The sequence below is a fragment of the Granulicella sp. 5B5 genome (assembly GCF_014083945.1).
GTDB lineage: Bacteria > Acidobacteriota > Terriglobia > Terriglobales > Acidobacteriaceae > Granulicella.
The window spans coordinates 3,517,871-3,544,028 of sequence record NZ_CP046444.1 but is presented as its reverse complement, the minus strand read 5'-3'; the positions used below and the strand labels follow the sequence as shown (position 1 = coordinate 3,544,028).

The following is a 26,158-nucleotide window of genomic DNA, read 5'->3' as shown; positions in this document are numbered from 1 at the left end:
ATGTCTTCCAGGCAAGGCCCGGTTCTGGGCGTGTTCGACTCCGGCTTTGGCGGGCTGACGGTGCTTCGCGCGCTGCTGCCACGCATTGGCGGTGCACATTATCTCTACCTTGGTGACACGGCGCGCCTGCCTTACGGCGCGAAGTCGCAGGCGACGATTGCGCGCTATGCCGTGGAGAGCGCCCGATTTCTGGGAGACAGAGGCGCAGAATATCTGGTGATTGCCTGCAATACCGCGACAGCGCTGGCACTGGACGAGATCAAGGCGGCGGTCAAGATTCCGGTCGTTGGCGTGATCGAACCAGTGGTCCGCGCTGCGCAGGAACGGCATCCTGCCAGCGAGGTGCTGGTGCTCGCAACGGCGGCGACGGTGCAGTCGCACTCCTATGCACGGCTGAGCGAATCGGTGGGGTTGCGTGCGACGGAGAAGGCTTGTCCGCTGCTGGTACCGCTGGTCGAAGAGGGTTGGATCGACCACCCTGTCACGCAGGACGTGCTGAAGATTTATCTAACAGAGGCGCTCGGTAAGGGCGAGCCAAAAGCTGTGCTGCTCGGCTGTACGCACTATCCGTTGATCGAGGCGCAGATTACGGCGATGCTGCGAAAACTGGGGTCGACGGCAGAGGTGATCGATTCGGCTGAAGCCACCGCAGCAGAGGTGGAACGTGTTGTGTCTGCACGAGAGGCGGTACGGCAGGGAGAGGCGACCTTTGAGTGCTTCGCGACGGACTCGGTGGAGAAGTTCCGGCGGCTGGGAAGCCTGTTTCTGGGCCGGCAGATTGAGGATGTTCAGCACCTCGATCTGGGCGGTTAGCAGCGGAGACGAATACACTGGGAGCAGCTATGCACTATCTACTGAAGTCCGAACCTGACAAGTACTCTTACGACGACCTGCTGCGGGATGGCGAGACCCTCTGGGACGGCATCTCCAACGCGCAGGCGTTGATTACGTTGCGCAACATGAAGCCGGGCGAGCAGTGCGTGATCTACCATTCGAACGTCGGCAAGGCGGCGGTCGGGACGGCCAAGGTGGTTTCAGTGAAAGCCGACCCCGAGAACCCGAAGATGCCGCTGGTGCTGCTGAAGGCGGGCAAGCGCCTGAAGCGTGAGAAGCCACTTGCGGAGATCCGCGAAGCAGGCGTCTTCCAGGGGTCGATCATGTTCCGCCAGTTTCGTCTGTCGGTTGTACCGCTGACGGATGAGCAGTTTGACTGGCTTGTCCACAGCTAGACACAAAGTTCGCACCAAACTGCTATTCTTACCCTCGTTTGCAACGCCGCGTGGGGAACGCCCATGCGCCAGGAGTCGAAGAGATCATGATCGATATGAAGGGCAAAGTCGCCGTAGTACTTGGCGTCGCCAACAAACGCAGCATCGCTTACGCCATCGCAGAGAAACTTGCCGCAGCAGGGGCCACACTTGTGCTCTGCTACCAGAGCGAGCGGTTGAAGAAGGAGTCGGAAGACCTGATCGCGGAGCTCGGCCAGACGGGCAAAGCGCGCGCCATCCAGATGGACGTAACCAAGGATAGCGAAATTGAGACCGCGTTCCAGGAGATTGCGGCTGCGTTTCCTGTGGTCCATATACTCGTCCATTCGGTTGCCTTTGCTCCTGCCGATGCGATGAAGAACGACTTCCTGCTGACCAAGCGGGAAGACTTCGCGATGGCACAGGACATCAGCGTCTATTCGCTGATCGCGGTGGCCCGGGCTGCGACTCCGCTGATGACCGAGGGCGGATCGATCATAACGATGACGCATTACGGCAGCGACAAGGTCTTCCCAAATTACAACGTGATGGGTGTGGCCAAGGCAGCGCTGGAAGCGGCTGTCCGTTACCTTGCGGCATCGCTGGGCGGAAAGAACATCCGCGTAAACGCGATTTCGGCTGGGGCGATCAAAACGCTTGCAGCACGCGGCATCGGTGACCTGCAAGTGATGCTGGACAAGACGAGCGAGCGCGCTCCGCTGCACCGCAACGTTGAGCAGTCCGAGGTCGGTAAGACCGCGCTGTTCCTCGCCAGCGATCTGGCCAGCGGCATTACCGGCGAGGTGATGTTCGTCGACTGCGGCTTCAACATCACCGGCATCTAGCTCTTTTGGAGGCTCTATGACCATCGCTGAGATTCTGCTGCAGGACTTCGACACCGAGGTTTCCAACACGCGCCGAACGCTGGAGCGCGTGCCGGAGGACAAGACCGACTGGGCGCCGCATGCGAAGTCCATGAAGATAGGCAAGCTGGCGATGCATTGCGCAACGATCACGATGTTCGGCTACTACATCCTGGAAGATCCGGGGATGGACATGGCAAACTCGACGCGCGAGCACATGTCGCTGGTCTTCGAGTCGCGTGAAGACTGCCTGAAGCAGCTGGATGAGTGTTCCTCAAAGTGCCGTGCGGCCATCGCCGCAGCCAGCGATGAGCACCTCTCTGCGATATGGCGCTTCAGCTTCGGCGAACAGCTTATCTCCAGCCTGCCGCGCTCGGCTTCATTCCGAATCATGTGCTTCGATCACATGATTCATCACACATCCCAGCTCGGGGTGTACCTGCGACTGCTCGATATTCCGGTGCCGGCGCTCTATGGGCCATCTGCCGACGAGCAGTGGATACCGAGTTAGCCCTTTTGCTGCGGAGAGCTTGTGCAGTATCCTCGCAGCAACATGAAAACTTTTTTCGGTGTGCTCCTTTTAGGAACCTTTGCTTTATCTGCGGCGCAGTCCCCTGCGCCAGCGAAGCTGGTTGTGCTGCATGCAGCACGGATTCTGGACGTCGCCAACGGCCGGACGCTCTCGCCGGGAGAGGTACTGATCGAGGGCACGCGGATCAAAGAAGCCGGGACTCACGTCTCGCGTCCTGATGGCGCTGAAGTCATCGACCTGGGCGATGCCACGCTCATGCCCGGACTCATCGATGTGCATACGCACCTGTTTCTGCATCCAGGGGCAGAGGATCTCCAGACGGTCGAAGAGTCAGTACCTGCGCGCACGCTGACGGCCGCTGCTGCCGCAAAGGCGGATGTCATGGCCGGCTTCACAGCTGAACGCGACATGGGTACGGAAGGCGCTAAGTGCGCGGATGTCGCTGTTCGCAATGCCATCAATCGCGGTGAGATTCCAGGGCCGCGCATGCGCGTGAGCTGCAACGCCATCGACATTCTTGGCGGCCATGAAGATGCGATCGGGTTCAATCCAGACCAGCATGTGCTCTCCAATGCCGACTACGCGAACTCGGCCGACGAGATCATCACGGTGATGCGCGAGCAGCGCAAGGGCGGAGCAGACTTCACCAAGATCTACGAAACAGGGCCGGATCACCTTGTCGATGGTGTTTTCTCTACGCCGTATCAGTACACCGAGGAGCAACTTGCCGCAGCGGTTGCGGAAGCCAAGCGGACAGGGTCGTTTGTCGGTGTGCACTGCACCGGCGAGCCAGGCGCTTTATATGCTGCGGAGGCAGGTGTGGGTACGATCGACCACGCTTATCAGTTGTCCACTGAAACTATGAAGCTGATGCACGAGAAGCAGATCTACGCGGTGCCGACGTTTGCTATCTCGGAGTACTTCATCGAACATCCGGTGCGCGGACTGGGCTCGTATGACCGAAGCGAGCTTGCCTATCACACTGAACAGTTCAAGAAGCAGATGGCAGCCGGCGTACCGTTTGCCGTAGGTTCCGATGTCGGCCCGTTTCCGCATGGCACCCAGGCTCGGGAGTATGAGCTGATGGTGAAGTACGGCATGAGCAACGCGGATGTGCTGCGCGCCGGACTGATCAATGGCGCGAAGGTGCTCCACTGGGAGAACGAGATCGGACAACTGAAGCCGGGCTTCTACGCCGATGTGATCGCAGTTCCTGGTGACCCGCTCAAAGACATCTCGGTGCTGAAGTCGCCGCTCTTCGTGATGAAGAACGGCGAGGTGCTGGTAAAGAAATAGCCGTCTTCAGCCGGCCTTCTCGGTCAGCTCAGCCCAGCGGGCGTAGATGGCGTCGTGCTCGGCCTGGGCGGCTTCCATCTCGGCGAGTGCTGCGGTGAGCAGCTCGGCGTTCGAGGTGACAGCGGGGTCTTCGAGCTTGTCGTGCGCGGCTGAGAGGCGGGCATCGGCCTTGTCCACGCGCTCTTCGATGCCGTCGAACTCGCGCTGCTCCATGTAGCTGAGCTTCTTCTTACTTGAGGTTGGCGCAGAAGCCTTTTGCTCGCTGTTGGCCTTCGCCTGCTGGGTGACGGCGTAGTCGGTCTCGGTTCCCTTCCACTCTTCCCATTGCGCGTAGTCGGCGAAGAGCTGGGCGTGGGTGCGGCCATCGAGACCGAGGACGACATTGGAGACGCGGTCGAGCATGTAGCGGTCGTGCGTGACCAGCACCAGCGCGCCCTTGAACTCCAGCAACGACTCTTCGAGGATCTCGAGCGTGGGGATGTCGAGGTCGTTGGTCGGCTCGTCGAGCATCAGCACGTCGGCTGGTTGCAGCATCAGGCGCGCGATGAGGACACGGGCACGTTCACCGCCGCTGAGCCGTTCGACGGGCTGATTCAGCTGCTCGCCGGTGAAGAGGAACTTCGCGGCGTAGCTGGCTACGTGGACGACGCGGTCCTGGTAGACCACCGCATCCGAGTCTGGTGCGAGGGCGCGGCGAAGTGTGAGCGAGGCGTCGATCTCGCGCATCTGCGAGAAGTAGACGATGCGCAGGCTGTTGGCGCGCTTGATGGTGCCTGCGCTGGCTGCGAGGTCTCCTGACATGGCGCGGAGCAGCGTGGTTTTGCCGCTGCCGTTGGGGCCGACGAGGCCGAGCTTCAGGCCGTTGGTCAGGCCGAAGCTGACGTTCTTTACGATGTCGCGGCCGCCGAGTGCGAGTGTCACGTCTTCGAATTCGATGAGCCGTTTGGTCTGGCGATCGGTGGCGGCGAACTCGATGCCGGCGCTGGCGGTGCGGGTGCGGGCGTCGACTTCGGCGAGCTTGCCGATGAGCTCGTGCGCGTTGTCGATGCGCGCTTTGGCCTTGGTGGCCCGGGCTTTGGGGCCGCGGCGGAGCCATTCGATCTCGGTCTTGACGCGGTTGCGGAGGCCCTCCTGCATCTTGGTCTGGGCTTCCATGTAGAGCTCGCGGCCTTCGAGAAACTTGGAGTACGTGCCTCGCACTCGGAGGACGCCTTCAGCGTAGACGCGGCTGAGTTCGACGACCTCGCTGGCGACGTTCTCCAGGAAGTAGCGGTCGTGGGTGACGACGACGCAGGCGAAGCGCGCGGTGCGGAGCATACCTTCGAGCCACTCGATGCCTTCCAGGTCGAGATGGTTCGTCGGCTCGTCGAGCAGGAGCACGTCAGGGTCGGTGACGAGTGCCTCGGCGATGGCGAGGCGTTTGCGCCAGCCGCCGGAGAGGCTGGCGGCCTCGGCGTCCATGCGGATGCTGGTGGCGGCTCCATCGTCGGCGAAGCCGGCGCGGCCGAGGGTTTCGCGGAGGCGCTGCTCGTGCTCGTTCGCGGGGACGGCGGTGCGGTCGAGCGCCTCTTCGATGACGCTGCGGGCGGTGGCGCCCTTCGGGTACTCGGAGACCTGGCGGACGTAGCCTACGCGGGCGCGCTTGCGGACGGCAACGTCGCCGGAGTCGGGGTCGGTTTCGCCGGCCAGGACGGCCAGCAGGGTGGACTTGCCAGCGCCGTTGGGGCCGATGAGGCCGATGCGGTCGCCCTCGTTGACGGCGAAGGAGATGTTCTGGAAGAGCGGCGTCGCACCGTAGCGCTTGCTCACGCCTTGTGCGTTGAGAATTGGAGGCATCAGTCCTAGTGTATCGGAGCGGCGACCCTCCCCCGGTTTTGGGGCTAAGATCCGCAGCGGATTGGGGTTAGGCTCGTAACCACTGAAATGGTTACTTCGCGTTAGCCGGAGATCAAGTTGGGAAAGAGCTGGAGACGACGAAACCCCGCCTGGGCGGGGTTGTTCCTACTCTTCTATTGTAATGGCGGTGTCAAGCGGTTGCTGGTTCCCGCAAAGGGCGCGAAGTCAGCCACGTTTCGCCACGGCGGTATGGCTCAGTCGAGGTCGAAGTCGCGGAGGGGTTTGCCGGTGAGAGGGGATTCTTTGGCCTTCTTAACGGCTTCGGCGAACTTTTTGGCCATGAGGTCGTCCTTGTTCTTTTCGGCCTGGATGGACTGGGCGAAGAGGGACTCGCGGCGGGCGTCGGATTCCTTCAGGGCTTTCGCGGCCTGGCCGAAGTCTTCGAAGGTCTTTTTGCGGGGAGCGGGGGTGTGGGCGATGATGCCCCGGCTGACGGGGTCGATGGTCATCATGCCGCCGCAATCGGGGCAGGTTACGTCGAAGGGTTGGTCGCTCAGTCCCATGGTGCGAATGCCTCGAAGGACATTTTAGAACGGGGCGACACGTTTTGGCTGGAAAGGGACGGAGAGCGTGGGCGAGTCTGGCTCTCTCAGGGTTCTTCGGCTGCGCGGTTGCGAAAGGCGCAACCGCTTCGCTCAGAATGACAGGGTATGGGTCTGTTCCTAGTAGCGGCGGACGTAAGGGGCATAGGCGTAGCGGTACTTGGGCTCGCTGGTGATGGCCCAGATGAGGGCGACGATCCAGCCGATGACTGTCCAGCCAAGGAAGAGGTTCAGCAGGAAGATGGCGACGACGTGGCGCGAGTTGCGCAGCGCCGCAATGATGGTAGGCAGGAAGTGGATCGCGCCGAAGGGGATGAGGCAGAGACCGAAGAGAAGATGCATGACGTACAACCTCCGTTTATAGATACGCAGGAGGTTGGGGGAAGTTCCGGAATTTGGGAGGGCGGTTCGGTTGCGCGCTTCGCGCGCGGGAAGCAGGTTCCTCGCTGCGCTCGGAATGACAGAAAGAAAGGCAAGAACAAGGGCAATAGCAAGGGCAACAACAAGGACAACAGCAAGAACAACAGCAACAGCCAATACAGGGGTCTCTCCGCTACGTCCGCAGAAGCGCGGACTTCGGTCGAGATGACCTTGCTTATGGGTAGGGAGAGCGTGGGCTAGAGGAAGATGACGCGGTGACCCGGGCACTCCTGGGCGGCGTGGTCTACGAGAAGTGCGGGCAGGGTGTCGCCGTGGTGGGCGAGGAACCAGATGCCGGCGAGGAGGCGCTCCTGCAGATGGCCTTCGGGGTAGAGGTTGAGCGCGATGGCCGTGGCGTGCTTGTTGAGCGAGGCCTGCTTCTGGAGCTCGAAGTTGGCGGCCATGCGGCGGAGGCGGTTCATCTGGTAACGCAGCTTGTTTCTGGAGATCGTGGCCGATCTCCCAAGATCCGGGGACATCGCGGTCATGTACTCGGTGAGGGCGGTGAGCTCGGTGTCGAGGGCGTTGCCGACGGCGGCTAGCTTGCGCTTGGCTTCGATGGGCATGGCGCGGGCGCCGAGGCGCGTGGCTAGCTCTGCGGGGGTCTTGCTGCCGTGGGAGAGCGCGTCGATGACCTGGGAGAAGGTGACCTCGTGCTGCTGCATGACCTGCGCGATGGCGGGCTCGATGAGCGTGGCGGAGAGACGCGGCAGGACGGGGGTGATGCGGCCTGGTTTGCCGTCAGAACCGAAGATGGCCTCGTAGACGACGGCGGACTGCGCGAAGTAGGCAATCTCGGCCGGGCCGCCGATATAGGCGGCGGTGGGCAGGATGGTGTCCTGGAAGACGGGGCGGAGGAGCGCATTGGGGCTGAGGCGCTCGGGCTCGGTGGCGAGGATGTCGAGGAGTTCTACGGTGGTGTAGGTGCGGGGGCCGGCCTTCCAGACGCCTTGCGCATTGCGGCGGAGCGGGAGACGGACGGCGGGCTTCATCAGGTCATTGGCCGTGGCACCTTCCTGAGGCTCGAGAAGAAAGAGGAGCGAGTGGCCTTCAGAGACGAGTACCTGCGCGTGGTAGCCGGCGGCGGGGAGCTCGTGGGAGCGGGCGATGAGGGCGGCGTCGAGTTCAGCCGCGTGCTCGATGGCGTACTGCAATGTGGAGGCGCCAAGGGCGTGGAAGTCGCGGGAGGCGGCGTCCATGACGATGAGGCCGAAGGGCGCGAAGAGCTTGGTGATGAGACGGCCGAAGGCGGAGGCGAGGGTTGCGCCGGGGGTGTAACACTCGCGAAGGAGATCGCAGATGGGCGCCCAGCCGAGAAGTTCGCAGGCCTTGTCCAGCTCTTCGGCGAGGCGATGGTGGCCTTCGTCGCCACGGTCGCCGAGGACGCGCGCGCCGACGGGGAGCGGCTTGCTGGCGTCGAGGTTGAGGTGCAGGGTTTCGACGGCGGTTTTGCTGAGGAGCGAGACCTGGTCGACTTCGGCTAGATCGTGGTCTTCGCTGGCGAGCCAGAAGATGGGGACGTGCTCGCGGCCGGTGAGGCGGGTGGCGTCCTGCGCCTTGCGGATGGCGGTGGCGGCTTTGAGCAGCGTGAGCAACGGGCCGCCGAAGAGGCCGACCTGCTGGCCGGTGACGACGGCGGAGGCGCCGTGCTTGAGGCGCTCGATGTTGGCGAGGACCGCGCCGGAGGCGTCGAAGCGGTCGGTCTGGCGGAGGAGCGCGTCGGCGAGGCGGTTGCGGTGCTCGGGCGAGAGTGTGGGCGCGACGTGCGCCCAATCCATGCTGAAGGGGTCGGCGGGGTACCAGCGGCGGAGCCCGGCGGGCACGGACACTGAGGGTCCGGCGAAGTCGCGGAAGAGCGGCGTGGTGTCGGGCAGCGTCGAGATGGGGTGGCACTCAGGTGTCATCGGTGGATTCAGTTTCTCATCCCGGAGTGAAAGGTGCGTTGCGGACAACAGGAGTTTGGATGCGCGGGCGGGAAGTGCGATGCAGGGATTCGCGGAGGATGGCTTGCTGCTAGGTTAAGAAGATGGCTACGAAGAAGAAGTCTCCTGCAAAGATGGCGAAGAAGAGTGCGGCGAAGAAGGCCGCTGCAACCACAGCCCCGGTGAAGCTGAGCGGCAAGGCGAAGGTGCTGTCGTCGAAGACGGTGTTCAAGAGCCGTGTGTTCTGGGTGACTCGGGATGAAGTAACAGAACCGGGTGGCGGCGGCAAGGTGCTGAAGCGCGATGTGATCCGGCACAACGGGTCGGCGGTGATTCTTGCGGTGGACGACAGGACGAACCCGGCGGACCCGGGGATTCTGCTGATCCGGCAGTATCGTCATGCGGCGGGAAAGTTTTTGCTGGAGCTGCCGGCGGGGCGCATTGAGCCGGGCGAGAAGCTGATCCCGGCGGCGAAGCGGGAGCTGATCGAAGAGACAGGCTACCGCGCGAAGAAGTGGTCGCTGCATACGAAGTACTATGCGAGCCCAGGGTTCCTGAGCGAGGCGATGAACATCGTGCTGGCGACGGACCTGACGCTGGGGGAGGCGGCTCCTGAGGACGACGAGAAGATCGAGCTGCATATGACGCCGCTGTCTGAGGTGCTGGCGATGATCCATGCCGGGAAGATCGAGGATGGGAAGACGCTGATCGGGGTTCTGCTGTATGCGTCGATGCACGGAGGAGCGGCAAAGCAGGCGCTGCCTGCGTAGGCAGATTGAGCGTTTTGTGCCGATTATTTGATGACAGGAATGTGACAGTTCACCGGATCAATACTTACTGAAATAAAAGAGGGTTAGGCCCATTTGTTCACCGAACTGTTCGTTTTGGTGTGTTTTCAACAGGATGAAAGCAGCTAAACGGATGCTGTGCGCGTCTTAAAAGTCTAACCTTCTGTCGTCTTCAGACAGGAGGCAACGATGACTGGACGGGAATAAAGACTCATGGCACAGTACAAAGGCGTAGTGAAGTGGTTCAATAACGCAAAGGGATACGGATTCCTAGGGCGTGAGGACGGGCCAGACGTGTTCGTTCATTACAGCTCCATCCAGTTGGACGGATACAAGAGCCTGAAGGAGGGCGACGAGGTGGAGTTCGACGTCATCCAGGGAGCGAAAGGACCGCAGGCAGACCAGGTAACCCGAACTAAGGCTGTCTAAGGATAAGCGAGATAAGCGCAAAGCGAGATTATCCGAAAAGATGAGGAGCTCCGCAGGCCTGAGTGGCACGATGCCCAGGCGAGCGGGGCTTCTGTGTTTAAGTCGACTGCACACGGTCGGCGGCTACAATCGCGTTTGGGGCGTGAAGGCTTGAATCGGAAAGACAGGGAACGATGATGGAAAACATCACGATCGCACGGCTGCTGGATGAGACGGCCGCGCTGCTGGAGATCGACGGGGGCGATGCGTTTCGCATACGGAGCTACCGCCGGGCTGCCGAAGCAGTGGAGCAGCAGACGACGCAACTGGCGACGCTGGCTGGGCCAGATGCCGACCCGAAGGCACTGCTGGCTATTCCGGGGATCGGCAAGGGGATGGCGCAGAACATCCGCGACCTGGTGGCGACGGGGACGATGCCTCTGCGTGAGGAGCTGCTGACGAAGTACAGGGCAACGATGCTGGAGCTGCTGCGGCTGCCGGGGATGGGCCCGAAGACGGTGGCGCTGGTATATAGCGCTCTGCAGGTAACGAACCTGGATGAGCTGGAAGAGGCGGCCAAGCGCGGCGGCCTGCTGCCGCTTCCGCGCATGGGGCAGAAGTTTACGGACAAGCTGCTGAAGGGGATCGAGGACTATCGGAAGAACTCGTCGCGGTTTCGGATTGATGTGGCAAAGGAGTTTGCGGAGCGAATCAGCCGGCTGATCTTTGCGTTTGAGGGGATTGAGACGATTACGCCGGCGGGGTCTCTGCGGCGCGGACGCGAGACGTGTGGCGACCTGGACTTGCTGGTGACCGGGCCGGCGTGTGAGCCGGAGGTGGTGGCTGCTGCGGTGGAACATGTGGCTGGGTTGCCGCTGATCGACAAGCTGCTAGCCAAGGGGCAGAACAAGGTGAGCTTTACGCTGCGCAACAACCTGCAGGTGGATGTGCGGCTGCTGCCGCGAGCCAGCTACGGGGCGGCGCTGCAGTACTTCACGGGGTCGAAGATGCACAACGTGGCGCTGCGGCAGCGGGCGATCAAGCGCGGCATGACGCTGAGCGAGTATGCGCTGCTGCGGCTGGAGGACAACGCCATCGTTGCCGCCGCGACCGAGGCGGAGATCTATAACGCGCTGGAGCTGGAGTACATTCCGCCGGAGATGCGGGAGAACCGTGGCGAGATTGAGGCTGCTGCGGCGCATACTCTGCCGAAGCTGATCGAGCGCGCCGACATTCGCGGCGACCTGCATATGCACACGACCGAGAGCGATGGGTCGAACTCGATCCGCGAGATGGCGGAAGGGGCGATTGCGCGGGGGCTGGAGTACATCGCGATCACGGACCACTCGAAGGCGCTGGCGATGGCCAATGGCATGGACGATAAGCGGGCGCTGGCGCACGCGAAGCGCATCCGCGCGGTGAGCGCGGAACTGGCCGAGGAGTTTGCCGCCGGGCGCGGGCCACAGTGGGCCCGCTATGAGCAGCAGCTTCGTGAGGCTGTGGAGCCGGTGAAGCCGACGGTTCCCTTCCGTATCCTCGCCGGGGTGGAGGTGGACATCCTGCTGGATGGGAGGCTGGATCTGGAGGACGAGACGCTGGCGCAACTGGATATCGTAGTGGCGAGCGTGCACTCGGGGTTCAACCAGACGGCCGAGGAGGTGACAGCGAGGGTGATGCGCGCGGCGGAGAACCCGCAGGTACACATCCTGGGGCACCCGACGGGGCGCAAAGTGCTGGAGCGCGAGCCGTACAAGATCGACCTGAGCGTGTTGCTGCCCGCCGCGGCGAAGCTGGGTGTGGCGGTGGAGCACAACGCGGCCCCGGCACGCTCCGACCTGAGCGACCTGAATATGCGGCTGGCGCAGGAGCAGGGGTGCAAGCTGGTGGTGAACACGGACGCCCACTCCGTGGCGGGGTTGGATCAGATTGAGTTCGGGATAGTGCAGCTGAAGAGGGCCTGGCTGACGGCAGCAGACCTGCTGAACACCCTGCCGGTGGAGAAATTGGTCGCCAGCCTGCGCCGCCTTCGGTAATGCGCAATTCGAAAACTGCGTCACGGTTTCTGTGTCCCGCAGTACCTTAGGCCACGGTATGCTCTAAGCCATGGCCTACGATCTCAAGCTCGTGCCTGAACCTGACCACGGCGTAATGCCCGCGATCATCATCTCCGTTCTGGTGCTGATCGTTGTCGCGGTGGTGGTGTTTCTAGTGAACCCTCGCAAAACAGCGGAGCTGAAGCTGCAGCGCGTGAATCTTTACGCGCCCCATACGGAGTTTGCCAACAACAGCAGCGTGCATGTGGCGGGGCTCCCCAACAGCGCAGAGGACGATTTGTATGTGGTGGTGACGGTGAGCATGACGGACAAACTGCGGCTGCCGCTGTACGTCTCCGGTACGACGCTGACACTAACCAGCGCGGACGGCACCTCCGAAGAAGCGACGGGCGTGGCGCCGCAGTACTACGGGCGGCTGGAGAGCACATTCCCGAAACTGGGCAGCTACCTGGGCGCGCCACTGTACGATGGCGATGAGATCGACCCCGGCAAGACACGCACGGGCAATGTCCTGGTGCTGTTTCCGGGGATGACCGAGGCTTCGTGGCACAACAAGAAGTCGGCAGTGCTGACGATCAGCCTGCGTAACCAGAACCCGCAGACGATCAAGCTGCCTTAGAGGCAGACAGTAGTGAAAGAAGAAGGCCCGCGCATGCGGGCCTTTTGTCTATCCACTACTGTCTACTCAGCTCTTTTTCACGTGCGTGTGTCTATGTACTTATCGGTCGTTCAGGGACTAAATGTAGTACGGGCGGTAGCCTGGGAAAACGCGTCTGGTTGAAAAATCGCGCATGGTGCTTTGCCTCGCTTTTAGAGCAACAGAATGGCTTACTATGGAGGCACATGCCTGCCCGTACCACCCCTGCCCTGCCCCCCGATATCTCCATGCAGCCTGTTGTGATCGCCGGTGGCGGGATCATTGGACTGTCGATTGCGCTGGAGCTGGCGAGGCGCGGAGTGCGGGCGACGGTGTTTGAACGGGGCCGGGCGATGGAGCAGGCGTCGTGGGCCGCAGCCGGGATGCTGGCTGCCGAGGACCCGCACAATCCGCCGGGGCTGCGCGATATCTCCAAGTACAGCAAGGATTTATATCCGGACTTCCTGGCGCGGATTGAATCTCTCTCTGGGTTAGCGGTGCCGATCCAGACGCGGATTGCGGTGCAGCATGGAATCGACGGAAGCCGGACGCGGCTGGAAGAGATGTCGCTGGATCCGCGACAACTAGCGGTTGCTTTGCTGGCTGCGACGCGTGCTGCGGACGTCCATCTGCGCGAAGAAAGCCCCATGGAAGACTCGAACCTGAAAAGGCTGACGAAAGTCATGGCTGCGGGTGCGTGGGCTGGAAAACTGTCTCCGGAGGGGCGTGTGCCGGTCAGTCCGCGCAAGGGGCAGATGCTGCGGGTTGCGCTGCCGGAGGAGTTGCGCGCGCTCGGTGAGGTGCACCGCAGCGAAGCCGTGTACGTGGTGCCGCGCACCGCAGGACCGCAGGCCGGAACAGCAGTGATCGGTGCGACTGTGGAAGATGCGGGCTTCGATACAGCGACGCATGCTGACGACCTGGAGCGGTTGCGTGCGCTGGCGGCAGAGTTGCTGCCTGCTTTGAGCGATGAACAGGCTGCGCCGATAGTGGAGGCATGGGCTGGGCTGCGGCCCGCTACGCCAGACATGCTGCCGGTAATTGGGCGTGATGGCGACGTGTTGTGGGCGACGGGACACTTTCGCAACGGCATCCTGCTGGCGCCGGCGACAGCACAGATTGTGGCCGACCTGATCGAGGGCAAAGAGCCTGTTGTGACGCTCGACGCATTTGCACCGCAGCGGTTTCGTGCGAGCTGAATCGCACAGGGTTTTCGATATTCGCGCGATTGACATGACAATCGCAGAAGCCACATTCGATAATCAATCGACATTTGATTTCTAAAGGAGAACGCAGCATGTCTACCTCCGCTCCCAAAGGTTTGCAGGACGTCGTCGCGAATGAATCCTCCATCTGCTTTATCGATGGCGCCAAGGGCATCCTGTCCTACCGTGGTATTGATATCCACGAGCTGGCCGAAAAGAGCAGCTTTGAAGAGGTGACATACCTGCTGTGGAACGGCGCGTTGCCGACGGCGGGCGAGCTAAACGACTTCAGCCATCAGCTGGCCGCGGCGCGTCAGCTACCGGATGACGTGATCGAGTTCCTGGAGAACGTGCCGAAGACCGCGTCGCCGATGGAGGTGCTGCGCACAGCGGTGTCGCTGCTGTCGATCTACGACCCGGACGAGAAGAGCGTGCTGCACACCGGCAACCTGCGCAAGAGCTTCCGGCTGACGGCGCAGATTGCGATGATCGTGGCGGTATTCGACCGCATCCGCAAGGGCAAGGAGATTGTGAAGCCCGACACCTCGCTCTCGCATGCAGGGAACTTCCTGTGGATGCTGAACGGCGAGCTGCCGACCGAGACCGCGACCAAGGCACTCGATGTAGCGTTGATTCTGCACGCGGACCACGAACTGAATGCGAGCACGTTTGCAGCACGCGTGATCGCGGCGACGCTGAGCGATATGCACTCGGCCATTACCGGCGCGATCGGTGCGCTGAAGGGGCCGCTGCACGGCGGTGCGAACGAGGCTGTGATGCACCTGCTGTACGACATCGACAAGGCGGGCGAGGACCCGGTGGAGCATGTGCGCACGATGCTGGCGAACAAGGTGAAGATCTCCGGGTTCGGCCACCGCGTGTACACCACCGAAGACCCGCGCGCGACGCACCTGCGCAAGATGTCCGAAGACCTGGGCAGGGACGCGAACCCGAAGTGGTATGAGATGTCGCGCAAGATCGAACTGTTTGTGAAGGACGAGAAGAAGCTGAACGCGAACGTCGATTTCTACTCGGCGAGCACGTACACGACGCTGGGCATCGACATCGACCTGTTCACGCCGATCTTCGCGATCAGCCGCATTGCGGGCTGGTGCGCGCATGTGATTGAGCAGCACGACGACAACCGGCTGATCCGCCCGCGCGCGGACTACACGGGCCCGGCGTGGCCTGCGCCCTATGTGCCGATGGAGCAGCGGACGTCGCAGACCAAGCCGTACCCGCCCAAGCCGAGCGCATAGTTTCGAGCCATCCGCACAGGTTTGGAGTTACGATAGTGGCGTCGCAGGAGGCCCGCGGTGCTGGTCGAACTCGGCAAACCGTTCTCGTTTATGGTGAGCCTGCTGTCGCTGTTCCCGTTGCTGTTCAGCGCGTTCTTTGTGCCGGGCACGCATTGGGAGGACCGGCTGCTGCTTTCGATGGACAGGGCTGCGCTGGCTGCGGCGTGCTGCCTTGTGAGCGGGCTGTTCTTTGCGTGGGCGGAGCGTCGCGGGGCCGAGCCGTTACCCTCCATACTGGGGACGCTGCCGATGCGGATCTACTTCCTGACGCTGGGAGCTATGGCGTTTCTGTTCGTCGTGTCGTGGTACCTGGAGACGTATTACATACCGCTGCTCTGGAAGAACCTTCCTTACAAGTTCTAAAAGCTGTGCACTAGCACAGCACCCGCTAAGGCTGCGGCCAGAGCGATGGGCATCGCCACGATTCCGATTTTCAGGAACTGACCGAAGCTGACCTCAACGTGCTCCTTGCGCAGAGCGAGCAGCCAGAGGATGGTGGCAAGCGAGCCGGTGACGGAGAGGTTCGGGCCGAGATCGACGCCGATGAGAATCGCATTGGCTAGCAGGCCTTGAACTCGCGACGCATGAAGCGTTCCCGAGGCAATAAGGCCGAGCGGCAGGTTGTTGATGAGGTTGTTGGCGATGCCGACGACGAAGCCGGTGAGGTACGCTCCGGCTGCCGTGGGCAGGTGTTGCACGTAAGCCAGCGCCGCTTGCGTATAGCGGAGCGCCCCGATGGACTCGACCGCGTTGACCATGACGAAGAGCCCGGCGACGAGCGCGAGGGTGGTCCAGCTGATCTCCTTTGCCAGAGCGAGGGGGTTGGTGCGCGCGCGGAGGCAGACGACGGCAGTGATTCCCAATGCGGCGAGGCAAGTTGGCAGACCGAGTTCGCGGCCCATCGCGGAGGCTGTGAGCAGCACGGCGACCATAAAGGCAAGGCCTACGAGGACGAGCTTGCCGTTGCTGCTGAGTTCGACATTGTTGGACGAGCCTGCGAGTGGAGCGCGCAATTGCTTGCGGAAGAGGATGCGCATGACCGTGTAGGTGACGGCGACGGAGAGCAGCGACGGCAGTGCGAAGCCCGCGAGCCAGCGCGCGAGTGGAGGCATTGCGCCGTCGAAGACGACGAGGTTGGCGGGATTGGAGATGGGCAGCACAAACGAGGCTGCGTTCGCGATGAGCGCGCAGGCGAAGAGGTGCGGCAACGGCTCAACTTTTGCCTTGCGTACGGCAGCGAGGATGGCGGGGGTGAGAACGACGGCGGTGGCGTCATTCGACATGAAGATGGTGACCAGCGCACCGATGACGTAGACGAGAGTGAAGAGGCGCGTGCTGGAACCGGCCGCGCTGCGAACGGCATGCGATGACATCCAGTCGAAGACGCCCTGTTCGCGGGCAAGTTCGGAGAGCAGCATCATGCCGATGAGGAAGAGGTAGACGTCGGTACCCTGCGCGATGGCGCGGCCGGCGAGCGAGAGTGGGATGAGTCGAACAGCGACCAGCAGAAATGCACCGCCGCCGACCCACCAGACCTCCGCGATGTTGCGCGGGCGGACGAGCATGAGCAGAATGCTGAGGCCCACAATCGCGGACAACAGGATGTGAGCGAGCAACGGCGTCCTCCGGTGGCGGTGGGTCGTTTGTAGGATGGGATTCAGCGCATTGAGGTTAGCCGCCGATGGTGCCCGGAGGGGGACTTGAACCCCCACGCCGCTTTCGCAGCTGCGGATTTTAAGTCCGCTGTGTCTGCCGATTCCACCATCCGGGCGATGGCCGCCTCACCATCGTACCGTGCTGCGGCGTTGAAAGTCGCCTAAGGCGGGAACCGGTGGGCGTCACGGCGCGTATCAGCCTTTGCAGTCCCCTTATCACCATGCCGATTCTTGAGATTTTTCGACAAACGCTGGCGGCACTGTGGGAGTCCAAACTCCGCAGTTTTTTGACCATGTTCGGCATCCTGTGGGGGATCACGTCGGTGATCCTGCTGGTGGGCCTGGGGATCGGCTTCGGGATCGACCAGCATGAGCGGCTGAGAACCATCGGCACAGACATCGCAATCTGCTTCGGCGGCAAGACGGCGATGCCCTCGGGTGGCTATGCGTCGGGGCGGAACATCCAACTCAACATCGGCGACGCGGAGGCGATCCAGCAGGATGCTCATCTGGTGAAGACGGTCTCTCCCGAGATTAGGCGCACGGTGAGCGAGGTGAGCCAATGGAACGCCTCAAGCCGCGCGGTGCGGGGGGTGTGGCCGCAGTACCAGAACTTCCGCTCGCTGAAGGTGGAACAGGGGCGCCTGATGAACGACGACGACGAGACCAATGCGAACCGCGTCGTTATTCTGGGAGCGGAAAGCTTTCGGCAGCTTTTTCCCGGCAAGCCTGCGATCGGGCAGCCGGTGATGATTGAAGGGTATCCGTACACGGTGATCGGCGTACTAGCCAAGAAGCAACAGAACGGCAGCTATGGCTCCGGGCCAGACAACACGCAGCTTTTTGTGCCCTTCTCCGCGATGCTGCGCGACTTTCCGCCGGACTTCAAAGGCACGGGCCCGGATGCGCAGGCAGCGCCGGTGGGCACGGTGAACAACATTGTGGTGCAACCAGTCTCGCCTGAAAAGCATGTGGCGGCGCTGCGTGAGGTGCGCGAGATCCTCGCGGAACGGCACCACTTCGACCCGGATGACCTGGACGCGTTGTGGGTGTGGGACACGCTGGAGGGCGCACAGTTTACCGACCGCATCTTCCATGTGATGACGCTGTTCTTCGCGGCCGTCGCACTGCTGACGCTGCTGCTCGGCGGCATCGGTGTGATGAACATCATGCTGGTGGCGGTCTCCGAACGCACACGCGAGATTGGCGTGCGCAAGGCGCTGGGTGCCACAGCGCGCGACATACGGCGGCAGTTCCTGGTGGAGTCCGCGATCATCACACTGGTGAGCGGCGCGGCCGGACTAGTCTGCGGTGTGGGCGTGTGCGTACTGATCCGGATGCTGCCGCTGCCGGACTTCGTGCCGCATCCGGTGATCTCGGCGACGGCGATCATCGCATCGCTGGTAACGCTGGGCGTGATTACGGTCTCCGCCGGTACATATCCCGCGCTGCGTGCTGCGGGGATGACACCGATTGAATGTCTGAGGACCGATTAGCCATGAACGTGCGTGAGGTGTTTACCGAGTCGATCGAGTCGCTGAACCGCAACCGCGTGCGGTCGGTGCTGACGATGCTCGGCATCATGTGGGGGCTGGTGACGGTGGTGCTGCTGATCAGCTACGGGCGCGGCGTGGGCAATGCGGTGCTCGAAGGGTTCATGGGTATCGGCAACAACGTGGTGATGATGTGGGGCGGGCAGACGTCGATGCAGGCGGGGGGCGAGCGCTCCGGCCAGAAGATAAAGTTTATTGAAGGCGATGCCGAAGCAGTGCGCGATGCGCTTCCCTTCCTCAGCGCTGTCTCGCGAGAGACGGATGACGGATTCAGCGTGAAGTATGGGCCGAAGACGGTGAACATCTCAGCCAAGGCCATCGACCTGCCGTACGGCCGTATGCGGCGGCTGGATGTTGAGGATGGCCGCTACTTCGAGGCCGCCGACTTCAGCGAGCATCGGCAGGTAGTGATCTTTGGGCCGCACGCAGCGGAGAAGCTCTTCAACGGCTATCCGCCGGTGGGCGAGGTCGTGCAGATTGAGGGCCAGCCGTTCACGGTGATTGGCGTGCTGCGGAACAAGATCCAGGACTCATCCAACAACGGGCCGGACAGCGAGAACATCTTTGTGCCGTTCGACACGATGCGGACGCTGCGCAACCAGGTCGCGCCGGACATGATCGTGTTTCAGCCTTCGTCGCCGGAGCTGCACCTGCGGGCGATCCAGGCGGTGCGCACGGTGCTGGCGCAGCGCCACCACTTCGACCCGCGCGACGACAAGGCCGTGAGCACGTGGGATACGATCGAGGATGGGAAGTCGATGGTGCAGTTCTCCATTGCGCTGCAGGTGCTGCTGGGGATCATCGGCGCGATGACGCTTGCGGTAGGCGGTGTTGGTGTGATGAACATCATGCTGGTCTCCGTGACGGAGCGCACGCGCGAGATCGGATTGATGAAGGCGCTGGGCGCCAGGCGGCGCGACATCATGCTGCACTTCCTGCTGGAGAGCCTGGTGCTGACGTTGATCGCTGGCGTTGTGGGCATGATCGTCGCCTACTTCGCGGGCTATCTGATTCCGCCGATGCCGCTGTACTCGGCGATGTACAAAACGGCCAACCATGACGGCGACATTATTCTGCGCGCCTCAACCGGCACGATGATCGTGTCATTCGTGATCCTGTCGCTGGTGGGCATCGTCAGCGGGCTGCTACCTGCCATGCGCGCCGCACGCATGGACCCGGTGGTAGCGCTGCGCCACGAGTAGCGCTACCGGCCGGAGTAGATGGCGCGGTACATCTCGCGGTTGCGCATAATGCTCTGCACGTACTCGCGGGTCTCGGTGTACGGGATCGACTCCACCCACTCGGGGATGTCCTTGTAGTTGTTGAGCGCGATCCAGTTATGCACGGGTGTGTCGCCTGCGTTGTAGGCGGCGAGAGCGTACTCAATCTGGCCGCTGTACTTGTCGATGGAGTTCTTCAGATCCCGGGTGCCGAGCTGCAGGTTCGTGGTGGGGTCAAGTAGCTGGCTGGTCGAGAAGTGGCGGATGCCCTCCTTGCGCGCCAGCGATTTGCCGGTGGAGGGCAGCAGTTGCATCAGGCCCCAGGCGTTCGCGGGACTGACGGCACCGGGATTGAACTCGGACTCCTGCCGGATGAGCGCCGCGACGAGGTAGGGGTCGAGCCCATTGGCTTCGGCATCGGTGCGTAGCTGCGTCCAGTAGGGACGCGGGAACTCCATCTCCCAGTAAGGCATCGGCACATCGTCCACTGTCAACGAGAAGAAGGGGATGTGGGCGCGCTTCATCGCCTGCAGAGCGCGAGCATCCTCGCCAAAACTCTGGTAGATGCGGGCCTCGGCCAGCGCTCCCCACGAAGCGGAGGTGTCGCTGAGCTGGATCTCCGGGCGGATGTACTCGTTGAGCGCGGCATTGGCGAGCAGCCGCGCCTTGATGAGATGTGGATCGTTCTCCGGCAGTACGTCGGTGAGGTGCGGGTCATCGACCACACGCACCGAAGCCAGCGCAGGCGCGGGCGCCACTGCAGGCTTTGTGCCGATGATGGCGATGCGCTTGCGGCCTTCGAGCGCGTAGTAGCTGTTGGGATAGGCGTCGCTGAGCGCCTTGTAGTAGTTGAGCGCCTGGCTGAAGTTGTGCTCGACGTCCTCATAGAGACGGCCGCGCCAGTAGAGCGCGCCGGGGATCTCGTTGCCGAGTGGATAGCGGACGATCTGCTCGTCCATCAGCCGCGCTGCCTCGGGGTAGCGGCGTTCGCGATAGTTCAGCCACGCCGCGTGCCAGTGGTCTTTCGGCGCATAGATGCTCTGCGGAAAGCCTTCGACCAGCGCGGTGTAGTCGGCGATAGCACGGCTGTTGTTGTGCTGGATGAGGTACATGTTGCCGCCGGAGTCGAGCGCCTCCTCCAACCAGCGGCTGTGCGGGTAGCTCTGCATTAGCTGCTGCACGATGGCGTCCTGCTCGTCGTACTTGCCGACGCTGCGGGCCAGCTCCGCGCGCAGATACATGCGCAGCGCGGCGCTGTCGTCGCCGGTGTCGGGCAGGTGGTCGACTTCGCCGGGACGCAGCTTCTTGAGCCGCAGGTCGCAGACCGCGACGTAGATCTCGAGCGCGTCCCGGTCGGCCTGGCTGAGCTCGGCATCGTTCTTCTGCAGCGCACGATACTCCTCGGCGGCCTCGCCGTACTGCTTGGCGTTGAAGAGGGCGTCGGCATGGCGCTTGCGGTCGGCGGCGGTCAGCGGCGTGTTCATTGCGAGCATCTGCGTCTTCGCGACGGCGGCCTCGGGCGAGAGTGGATCGCCGAGATAGATATTGCGATAGAGGTCGGCGGCCTTGGTGGTGTTGCCGGCGGCCTGGTAGGTCTTGGCGAGCGCAAGCCGGTAGTCGACGTGACTGGACTCAGCGCCGGTGCCAGCGGCTTGCAACACACGCAGGGCGCTTGCCGGGTCATTCTGCGCGAGGTAGGCGTTGGAGAGCAGCACGGGCGCCTGATCGTCAAAGAGGCTGCCGGGATGCCGCTCGGCGAACTTCGTCAACAGGGGTACGGCGTCCTGCGCGCGGTTGCCCTGCACGGCGGCCTGCGCGCCGAGGTAGTCGGCGTAGTCGCTCAGGGCGGCGTCGCCCACTGCCGCGCGATGGAAGGCCAACTCGGCGTCGCTGTAACGCTTGTCGAGCAGATAAGCGTGGCCGAGCGCGAGGTTGGCCGCCGCTGCGCCGTCGCCCGGATGCTCGGCGGCAAAGGCCGTTACCCCCGCATACGCCGCGGCGCTGCGCGAGGTGATGAGCTGCTGGGCCATGGGGCGCAGTGTGGCCGAGGCCACAAAGGCATGGCTCAGCCGGATGCTCTCATGCGTAGGCTTCGGCATGGAGACGCGGCGCAGAGGTGTGTGGTGCCCTCGACGCTCCCGGCTGCTCGTGCTGTGCTCTTCGGCTCGTTTGCTGTGGGACTTCTCGGCGCTCGCGTGCGTGCTGTGGTGCGCCGCAGTTGTTTTCTTGTGCCGCTTTTCTGTACTGCTCGAACTCTGTGCAAACGCGAGGCTGACCGCCGCCCCGCAGGCGATCCCCGCAATCCACCGCCACTGGAGGGCACACCGGAAACTGCTTTGTTTCATTCCATGCTCCACATCTCTTTTGACTCTAACGGCTGGCTGCCCGCTCATGACGCGGTGCCATCGCAAACGGAGAATCAACCAAGGTAACTGCTGCCGGGCAACCCGGCTTCCGGGACGGACGAGCGCAATCGACTGGCACGCACGGCGGTACCTCAAGTACACTGGCTTATGGAGCCCACTATGGCCGCAACGCCTGCTTCTGCCATCACAAAACCCGGTACCCCGCGAGCCGGAGCCAAAGGCCCCGCCGTCCTGCCGGCGGCAATCGATCCGCTCGATCCAGAGGCCGTTGACCTGCAGGATGTCGAGCTGGACGGTGTTCTCTCGCCTGACGAAACCGCCGAGCCCGTCGAAGTCCACCCCGACGTATTGCTGGTGGAACGCGCCAAGGCTGGTGACACAGCCGCCTTTGAGCAGCTGGTGAAGCAGTATGATCGCCAGATCTTCCGCACCGCCCAGCACATTACCCAGAACCGCGAGGACGCCGAGGACATCACCCAGGATGTGTTCTTCAAGGCGTTCCAGAAGCTCGAACAGTTCCAGGGCAACTCCAAGTTTTCCACATGGCTGGTCCGCATTGCGGTCAACGAGAGCCTGATGCGCCTGCGTAAGCGCAAAACCTCCCGTACCGTCTCCATGGACCAGGACGTCGAAACCGACGAGGGCTCTATCCCCCGCGATTTCGCCGAATGGCGGCCAAATCCGGAGCAGAATTACTCGCAATCCGAGCTCGCCGAGATCCTGCGCAAGACAATTGCAGGTCTGCCCCCAGGTTTTCGAACCGTTTTCACGTTACGGGACATCGAAAACTTGTCGACGGAAGAGACTGCCGAGGCCTTAGGGCTAAGCGTTCCGGCCGTCAAGTCGCGGTTGTTGCGCGCGCGGCTCCAATTGCGCGAGCGCCTTAGCCGTTACTTTAGGCAGACAAAAGAGCTGGCGAAGTCATAGGAAGATTGGGGTACGACGCAGCCATGAGGGAACCGAAGTGAACTGCACAGATTTTCTGGCGAAACTAACCGACTACTTCGATGGGCAGATCGATCCCAGCCTGATGGCTGAGGTGAAAGAGCACCTCGGAACGTGTCACCACTGCGAGGTGGTTGTAGACACCACGCGCAAAACCATCGACGTCTACCGCGGGGCCCAGGCCTATGAGTTCCCCGAGGAGTTGTCCAGCCGCCTGCGGGCTGCGGTGATGGAGCGCTGTCGGGCTGTGGGCAAGTACCCGGAAATCGAGTTGAAGGGCGTAACGCCGGCGGCGAACCAGACCGCCAAGCAGCACTCGTAAGGCGGCGTTCCAGCCAAATACTTCAAGATGGAAAAGAAGAGGCGACCTCATCGGTCGCCTCTTCTTCGTTTCGGGAACAGGCTGCGATTACTTGGTGACGACCTGCTGGAAGAGCGGTGAGGTGAGCAGACCGGCGAACTGCGTGTCCGACGAGGAGTAGCTCACCGTCAGCGTACCCGCGTTGGAGTCGATCGTCGTTTCGTCCACGGCCGACTTCTCGAGGGGCGAGCCGCTGGTCTTCTTCATCAGCGCGACGCCCTTCATCAGCGCCGCCGCCGTGGCCGCCGTGATGGTGTCGGAGGTCACAACGTCCATCTCAAACTTCACACCGTTGGAGAAGTCCATGGTGTAGCGCGCATTTTTGAAACGGGCCTTGACAGTGTCGTAGTCCGCCAGTTGTGAGGCTTCGCCCAGCACGCTCTTCATCATGGTCTGGGTGCCCGCCTGGTCCATCAGGCTCCACACCGCGCGGGAGTCGACCGCGGCCATGCTGTTCATCATCTCGCTGTTCTGCAGGAAGTTCGGCTGCAGGCCATCGCGCGCGTCGAGCGCCGCCTTCACCGCGTCGCGGTCGCCGAAGATCATCGTCGTCTGGTTCAGGAAGGCGATGCTCATGCCGGCCGAACCCATCGGGTAGATCGAGTTCTGGCGGTACGTGACGGGCTTGGTCTTCTCCTTGGCGAAGTGCGCCATGATGGCCGAGGTATCGAACTGGCCCTGCGCCACGCCCAGGATGCGCGTGCCAGCATTGCCGTTCTTGTCCGTGCCGGAGCGGAAGGCCGCGAACGCCAGCGTGTCGGCATCCTGGTCCACCTTCAGGCCGCTGCTCTTCAGCGCGCCCTCCAGCCGCTTCAGCTCAGGCGGCAGCACCCGGTCCTTCAACTGCATGGCCGCCGGTGAATTCTGCATCACCTTGTAGTCGACCACGATGATCTGCTGCACATCGCGCGGGATGGAGCTGCGAGCGTCGATGCTCAGCTGCGCCGCGTGGGCGGCGGAGGCAAAGGTTGCGGAGACCAGGACTGCCATCGCCAGGGCCGTTAGTGGATGCTGCAAACTCTTCAATGTCTTCACCTTGTATGCTCCTGCACGGCGCGCACCAGCGCACCGATACCATTGTTTCCGAATCTCATGCTGCCCCGCAAGCTATAAAAGACCGCTTTAGGGGCATTTACAGCTGGGGGTTCTTCCTGCGCTGAAGTGTATTACAGCCAGCTATATCCCGGATTACAGCCTACGGCCAGGCCAGTGGATGGCGCAGCCGGCGTTCAAGAACCTTCTCCTCCGGGTCGAACTGAGGTATTTGACGTATCCAATCCGCTTCTGGCTCATAAGCCTGCTCCGGGATCAGCCCGATCAGCTCGCCTTCGCCGATCTCCACCCCGTGCCGATGGGCGATCTGGGCGACCGCGGCGTGGATCTTCGGCACCGGGGTCCGGGTGAAGTCGGTGATATTCATGCTGACCTGCGGGCGGCCATTAACCAGCACTCCCATAGCCTTAACGCCCAGCAGGCCCCCGCTGGATGCCCGAATCTCCTTCGCAATCGTGCGTGCAAGGCTTACATCGGCCTGGCTGACCGGCAGGTTGAGCCCTGTGTGCGGCCCCAGATAGATGTTGTAGGCGATCAGAAACGTCCGCGCCCCGACGGCGCTGGCCCCTGCGGTCGAGTGCGGCTCCGGCCCACCGACATCCGGGCGCCGGGCGGTGTCCCGCGCCGCGTCCCGCAGCAGGCCCTCGAACTGGCCGCGCCGCACGTCCTCCAGGTTCACGCGATCAGGCCGCGCCGCCGCCGCCTCATAGAAGTACACCGGCACGCCGAAGCGGTTCCATATCTCCTTGCCCGCCTGCCGAGCCAGCATCACGCACTGCACCAGCGAGAGCCCGCTGACCGGCACAAACGGAATCACGTCCGCCGCGCCGATACGAGGATGCTCGCCCTTCTGGCGGGTCAGGTCGATCAGCTTCGCCGCCGCGCCAGCGCCACGCACGGCTGCCTCGACCACGGCCTCCGGCGCGCCGGCGATGGTGACCACCGAGCGGTTATGGTCGGCGTCGAGCGAGTAGTCCAGCAGATGCACGCCGTCCACGCGCATGGCCCGCACGATGGTCTCGACCTTGTCGCGGTCGACACCTTCGCTGAAGTTCGGGACACACTCCACAATCGGCTGGCTCGTGCTGTTCTCGTTCATTGCTTCCGTTCCTGCTGCCTGTTGCTTACTTCCACCAGGTGTAGCCCACCGACATCTGCAGGCTCACATTCACGCCGGGGTTCTTGTCGCCGAGGCTCGCACTGGATAGATGCACGCCGTTGATGCCAAAGTCGAGCGAGCGGTCAGGACGCACGAAATAATGCGCGCCGATTCCGCCCTGCGGCAGGAAGTTCCACACGCTGGTATCGGCCGCCGGGCCGGTCTGCGTGGGGTCGGTGTAGTCCAGGTTGCCGGTGCCGGGGTACTTGCGCGTGGTATACAGCAACCCGCCCGCGGCCTGCGCCCACGGCATAAATCTGCGGCCGTGCATGAAGTTCCAGCGGAAGACGAACGGTGTGATGCTGAAACCGTGATACGTGCCGCCAGCGGTGACCGGGCCATAGCACTGCGAGGCCGAGGTCGCGCCCGCGGGGCAGTCGACCAGGCGCTGACTCTTCGGCGTGAAGGACTGCCAGTAGGGGATGACCTGGATGGCGTACTCGAAGTTGCCCTTGAGCGGGCCGTGGCCGATCTCCGGCGTAAGGATCTTGCCAGCCTGCACGCCCGCCATCAGGAACGAGTAGTCCGTCCGCTGCTCGAGGCCGGGGCCACCTTCGAAGAACGCGCCGATGTCCCACTTCGACTGCGAGGCAGTCTCAACCGGAGAGAGCGCGTGCGAATCTACAGTGGGCGATGCCGTCTGCTGCGCAGCCGCGCTCACCGTCATCGCCAACACACCAAGGCCCAACCAAAGCATCCGCATCTTTCATCTCCTCACAATCGAAAGCCGCCATCGAA

At 62.7% G+C, this 26,158-nt stretch carries 25 protein-coding genes and 1 tRNA gene; 16 read left to right on the top strand and 10 right to left on the bottom strand.

Features of this window, described 5'->3' with window-relative positions; all coding sequences use genetic code 11:
• The 5 genes from murI to GOB94_RS14970 all read left to right on the top strand — a co-directional run bounded on the left by murI (position 1) and on the right by GOB94_RS14970 (position 3,938).
• A complete protein-coding gene (gene murI / locus GOB94_RS14990) occupies positions 1 to 813 on the top strand; it encodes a glutamate racemase (protein ID WP_182276661.1) in 813 nt (270 codons plus the stop codon).
• Positions 814 to 842: 29 nt separating this feature from the next.
• Positions 843 to 1,229, top strand: coding sequence for an EVE domain-containing protein (locus tag GOB94_RS14985; protein WP_182276660.1), 387 nt, complete (start codon positions 843 to 845; stop codon positions 1,227 to 1,229).
• A gap of 86 nt (positions 1,230 to 1,315) precedes the next feature.
• The gene (locus GOB94_RS14980) at positions 1,316 to 2,092 is read left to right on the top strand and encodes an enoyl-ACP reductase (RefSeq protein ID WP_182276659.1); all 777 of its coding nucleotides are present in this window, start codon (positions 1,316 to 1,318) and stop codon (positions 2,090 to 2,092) included.
• A 16-nt stretch (positions 2,093 to 2,108) separates the two neighbouring features.
• Positions 2,109 to 2,621, top strand: a complete 513-nt coding sequence (locus GOB94_RS14975; protein ID WP_182276658.1) for a DinB family protein — start codon at positions 2,109 to 2,111, stop codon at positions 2,619 to 2,621.
• Between the two features lie 42 nt (positions 2,622 to 2,663).
• Entirely contained in the window at positions 2,664 to 3,938 is a 1,275-nt protein-coding gene (locus tag GOB94_RS14970; protein WP_182276657.1) for an amidohydrolase family protein, read from the top strand.
• 6 nt (positions 3,939 to 3,944) lie between these two features.
• On the opposite strand, the gene GOB94_RS14965 is transcribed toward GOB94_RS14970, so the two are convergent.
• The 4 genes from GOB94_RS14965 to bshC form a co-directional block, all read right to left on the bottom strand.
• Complete coding sequence (locus tag GOB94_RS14965) at positions 3,945 to 5,774, bottom strand: ABC-F family ATP-binding cassette domain-containing protein (protein ID WP_182276656.1); 1,830 nt, start codon at positions 5,772 to 5,774, stop codon at positions 3,945 to 3,947.
• A gap of 254 nt (positions 5,775 to 6,028) precedes the next feature.
• Positions 6,029 to 6,337, bottom strand: a complete 309-nt coding sequence (locus GOB94_RS14960; RefSeq protein ID WP_182276655.1) for a hypothetical protein — start codon at positions 6,335 to 6,337, stop codon at positions 6,029 to 6,031.
• Between the two features lie 159 nt (positions 6,338 to 6,496).
• Positions 6,497 to 6,718, bottom strand: coding sequence for a superinfection immunity protein (locus GOB94_RS14955; RefSeq protein WP_182276654.1), 222 nt, complete (start codon positions 6,716 to 6,718; stop codon positions 6,497 to 6,499).
• Positions 6,719 to 6,993: 275 nt separating this feature from the next.
• A complete protein-coding gene (gene bshC, locus GOB94_RS14950) occupies positions 6,994 to 8,700 on the bottom strand; it encodes a bacillithiol biosynthesis cysteine-adding enzyme BshC (protein WP_182276653.1) in 1,707 nt (568 codons plus the stop codon).
• A gap of 122 nt (positions 8,701 to 8,822) precedes the next feature.
• Between bshC and GOB94_RS14945 the strand changes: the two genes are divergently transcribed.
• The 7 genes from GOB94_RS14945 to GOB94_RS14915 all read left to right on the top strand — a co-directional run bounded on the left by GOB94_RS14945 (position 8,823) and on the right by GOB94_RS14915 (position 15,471).
• Positions 8,823 to 9,488, top strand: a complete 666-nt coding sequence (locus GOB94_RS14945; protein ID WP_255484028.1) for an NUDIX hydrolase — start codon at positions 8,823 to 8,825, stop codon at positions 9,486 to 9,488.
• Between the two features lie 231 nt (positions 9,489 to 9,719).
• On the top strand, positions 9,720 to 9,935 hold the full coding sequence (locus GOB94_RS14940) for a cold shock domain-containing protein (protein WP_182276652.1): 216 nt from the start codon (positions 9,720 to 9,722) through the stop codon (positions 9,933 to 9,935).
• Positions 9,936 to 10,111: 176 nt separating this feature from the next.
• A complete protein-coding gene (locus tag GOB94_RS14935) occupies positions 10,112 to 11,947 on the top strand; it encodes a PHP domain-containing protein (RefSeq protein WP_182278654.1) in 1,836 nt (611 codons plus the stop codon).
• 70 nt (positions 11,948 to 12,017) lie between these two features.
• The gene (locus GOB94_RS14930) at positions 12,018 to 12,587 is read left to right on the top strand and encodes a hypothetical protein (protein ID WP_182276651.1); all 570 of its coding nucleotides are present in this window, start codon (positions 12,018 to 12,020) and stop codon (positions 12,585 to 12,587) included.
• A 224-nt stretch (positions 12,588 to 12,811) separates the two neighbouring features.
• Positions 12,812 to 13,804 (top strand): FAD-dependent oxidoreductase, encoded by a 993-nt coding sequence (locus tag GOB94_RS14925; protein WP_182276650.1) that lies wholly within the window; start codon positions 12,812 to 12,814, stop codon positions 13,802 to 13,804.
• Between the two features lie 98 nt (positions 13,805 to 13,902).
• Positions 13,903 to 15,069: a citrate synthase gene (locus tag GOB94_RS14920; protein ID WP_182276649.1), complete on the top strand. Its 1,167-nt coding sequence runs from the start codon at positions 13,903 to 13,905 to the stop codon at positions 15,067 to 15,069.
• A 57-nt stretch (positions 15,070 to 15,126) separates the two neighbouring features.
• Complete coding sequence (locus GOB94_RS14915) at positions 15,127 to 15,471, top strand: hypothetical protein (RefSeq protein WP_182276648.1); 345 nt, start codon at positions 15,127 to 15,129, stop codon at positions 15,469 to 15,471.
• Here GOB94_RS14915 and GOB94_RS14910 read toward each other — a convergent pair.
• Both GOB94_RS14910 and GOB94_RS14905 read right to left on the bottom strand, forming a co-directional pair.
• Positions 15,468 to 16,724, bottom strand: coding sequence for an arsenic transporter (locus tag GOB94_RS14910; RefSeq protein WP_346265625.1), 1,257 nt, complete (start codon positions 16,722 to 16,724; stop codon positions 15,468 to 15,470). The two genes, GOB94_RS14915 and GOB94_RS14910, sit on opposite strands and share 4 nt — an antisense overlap.
• A 66-nt stretch (positions 16,725 to 16,790) precedes the next feature.
• A tRNA-Leu gene (locus GOB94_RS14905) sits at positions 16,791 to 16,879 on the bottom strand.
• 105 nt (positions 16,880 to 16,984) lie between these two features.
• Between GOB94_RS14905 and GOB94_RS14900 the strand changes: the two genes are divergently transcribed.
• Both GOB94_RS14900 and GOB94_RS14895 read left to right on the top strand, forming a co-directional pair.
• Complete coding sequence (locus GOB94_RS14900; protein WP_182276647.1) at positions 16,985 to 18,259, top strand: ABC transporter permease; 1,275 nt, start codon at positions 16,985 to 16,987, stop codon at positions 18,257 to 18,259.
• A gap of 2 nt (positions 18,260 to 18,261) precedes the next feature.
• Positions 18,262 to 19,518: an ABC transporter permease gene (locus tag GOB94_RS14895; RefSeq protein ID WP_182276646.1), complete on the top strand. Its 1,257-nt coding sequence runs from the start codon at positions 18,262 to 18,264 to the stop codon at positions 19,516 to 19,518.
• Positions 19,519 to 19,520: 2 nt separating this feature from the next.
• Here GOB94_RS14895 and GOB94_RS14890 read toward each other — a convergent pair whose 3' ends face one another.
• Complete coding sequence (locus tag GOB94_RS14890) at positions 19,521 to 21,881, bottom strand: transglycosylase SLT domain-containing protein (RefSeq protein WP_182276645.1); 2,361 nt, start codon at positions 21,879 to 21,881, stop codon at positions 19,521 to 19,523.
• A gap of 180 nt (positions 21,882 to 22,061) precedes the next feature.
• Here GOB94_RS14890 and GOB94_RS14885 point away from each other — a divergent pair, with 180 nt between their 5' ends.
• Both GOB94_RS14885 and GOB94_RS14880 read left to right on the top strand, forming a co-directional pair.
• The gene (locus GOB94_RS14885; protein ID WP_255484027.1) at positions 22,062 to 22,829 is read left to right on the top strand and encodes a sigma-70 family RNA polymerase sigma factor; all 768 of its coding nucleotides are present in this window, start codon (positions 22,062 to 22,064) and stop codon (positions 22,827 to 22,829) included.
• Positions 22,830 to 22,866: 37 nt separating this feature from the next.
• The gene (locus GOB94_RS14880; RefSeq protein ID WP_182276644.1) at positions 22,867 to 23,169 is read left to right on the top strand and encodes a zf-HC2 domain-containing protein; all 303 of its coding nucleotides are present in this window, start codon (positions 22,867 to 22,869) and stop codon (positions 23,167 to 23,169) included.
• 87 nt (positions 23,170 to 23,256) lie between these two features.
• On the opposite strand, the gene GOB94_RS14875 is transcribed toward GOB94_RS14880, so the two are convergent.
• The 3 genes from GOB94_RS14875 to GOB94_RS14865 form a co-directional block, all read right to left on the bottom strand.
• On the bottom strand, positions 23,257 to 24,198 hold the full coding sequence (locus GOB94_RS14875) for a hypothetical protein (protein WP_182278651.1): 942 nt from the start codon (positions 24,196 to 24,198) through the stop codon (positions 23,257 to 23,259).
• Between the two features lie 205 nt (positions 24,199 to 24,403).
• Positions 24,404 to 25,360, bottom strand: a complete 957-nt coding sequence (gene ftcD / locus GOB94_RS14870) for a glutamate formimidoyltransferase (protein WP_182276643.1) — start codon at positions 25,358 to 25,360, stop codon at positions 24,404 to 24,406.
• A 25-nt stretch (positions 25,361 to 25,385) separates the two neighbouring features.
• Positions 25,386 to 26,123: an acyloxyacyl hydrolase gene (locus tag GOB94_RS14865; protein ID WP_255484026.1), complete on the bottom strand. Its 738-nt coding sequence runs from the start codon at positions 26,121 to 26,123 to the stop codon at positions 25,386 to 25,388.
• Positions 26,124 to 26,158 lie beyond the last annotated feature (35 nt).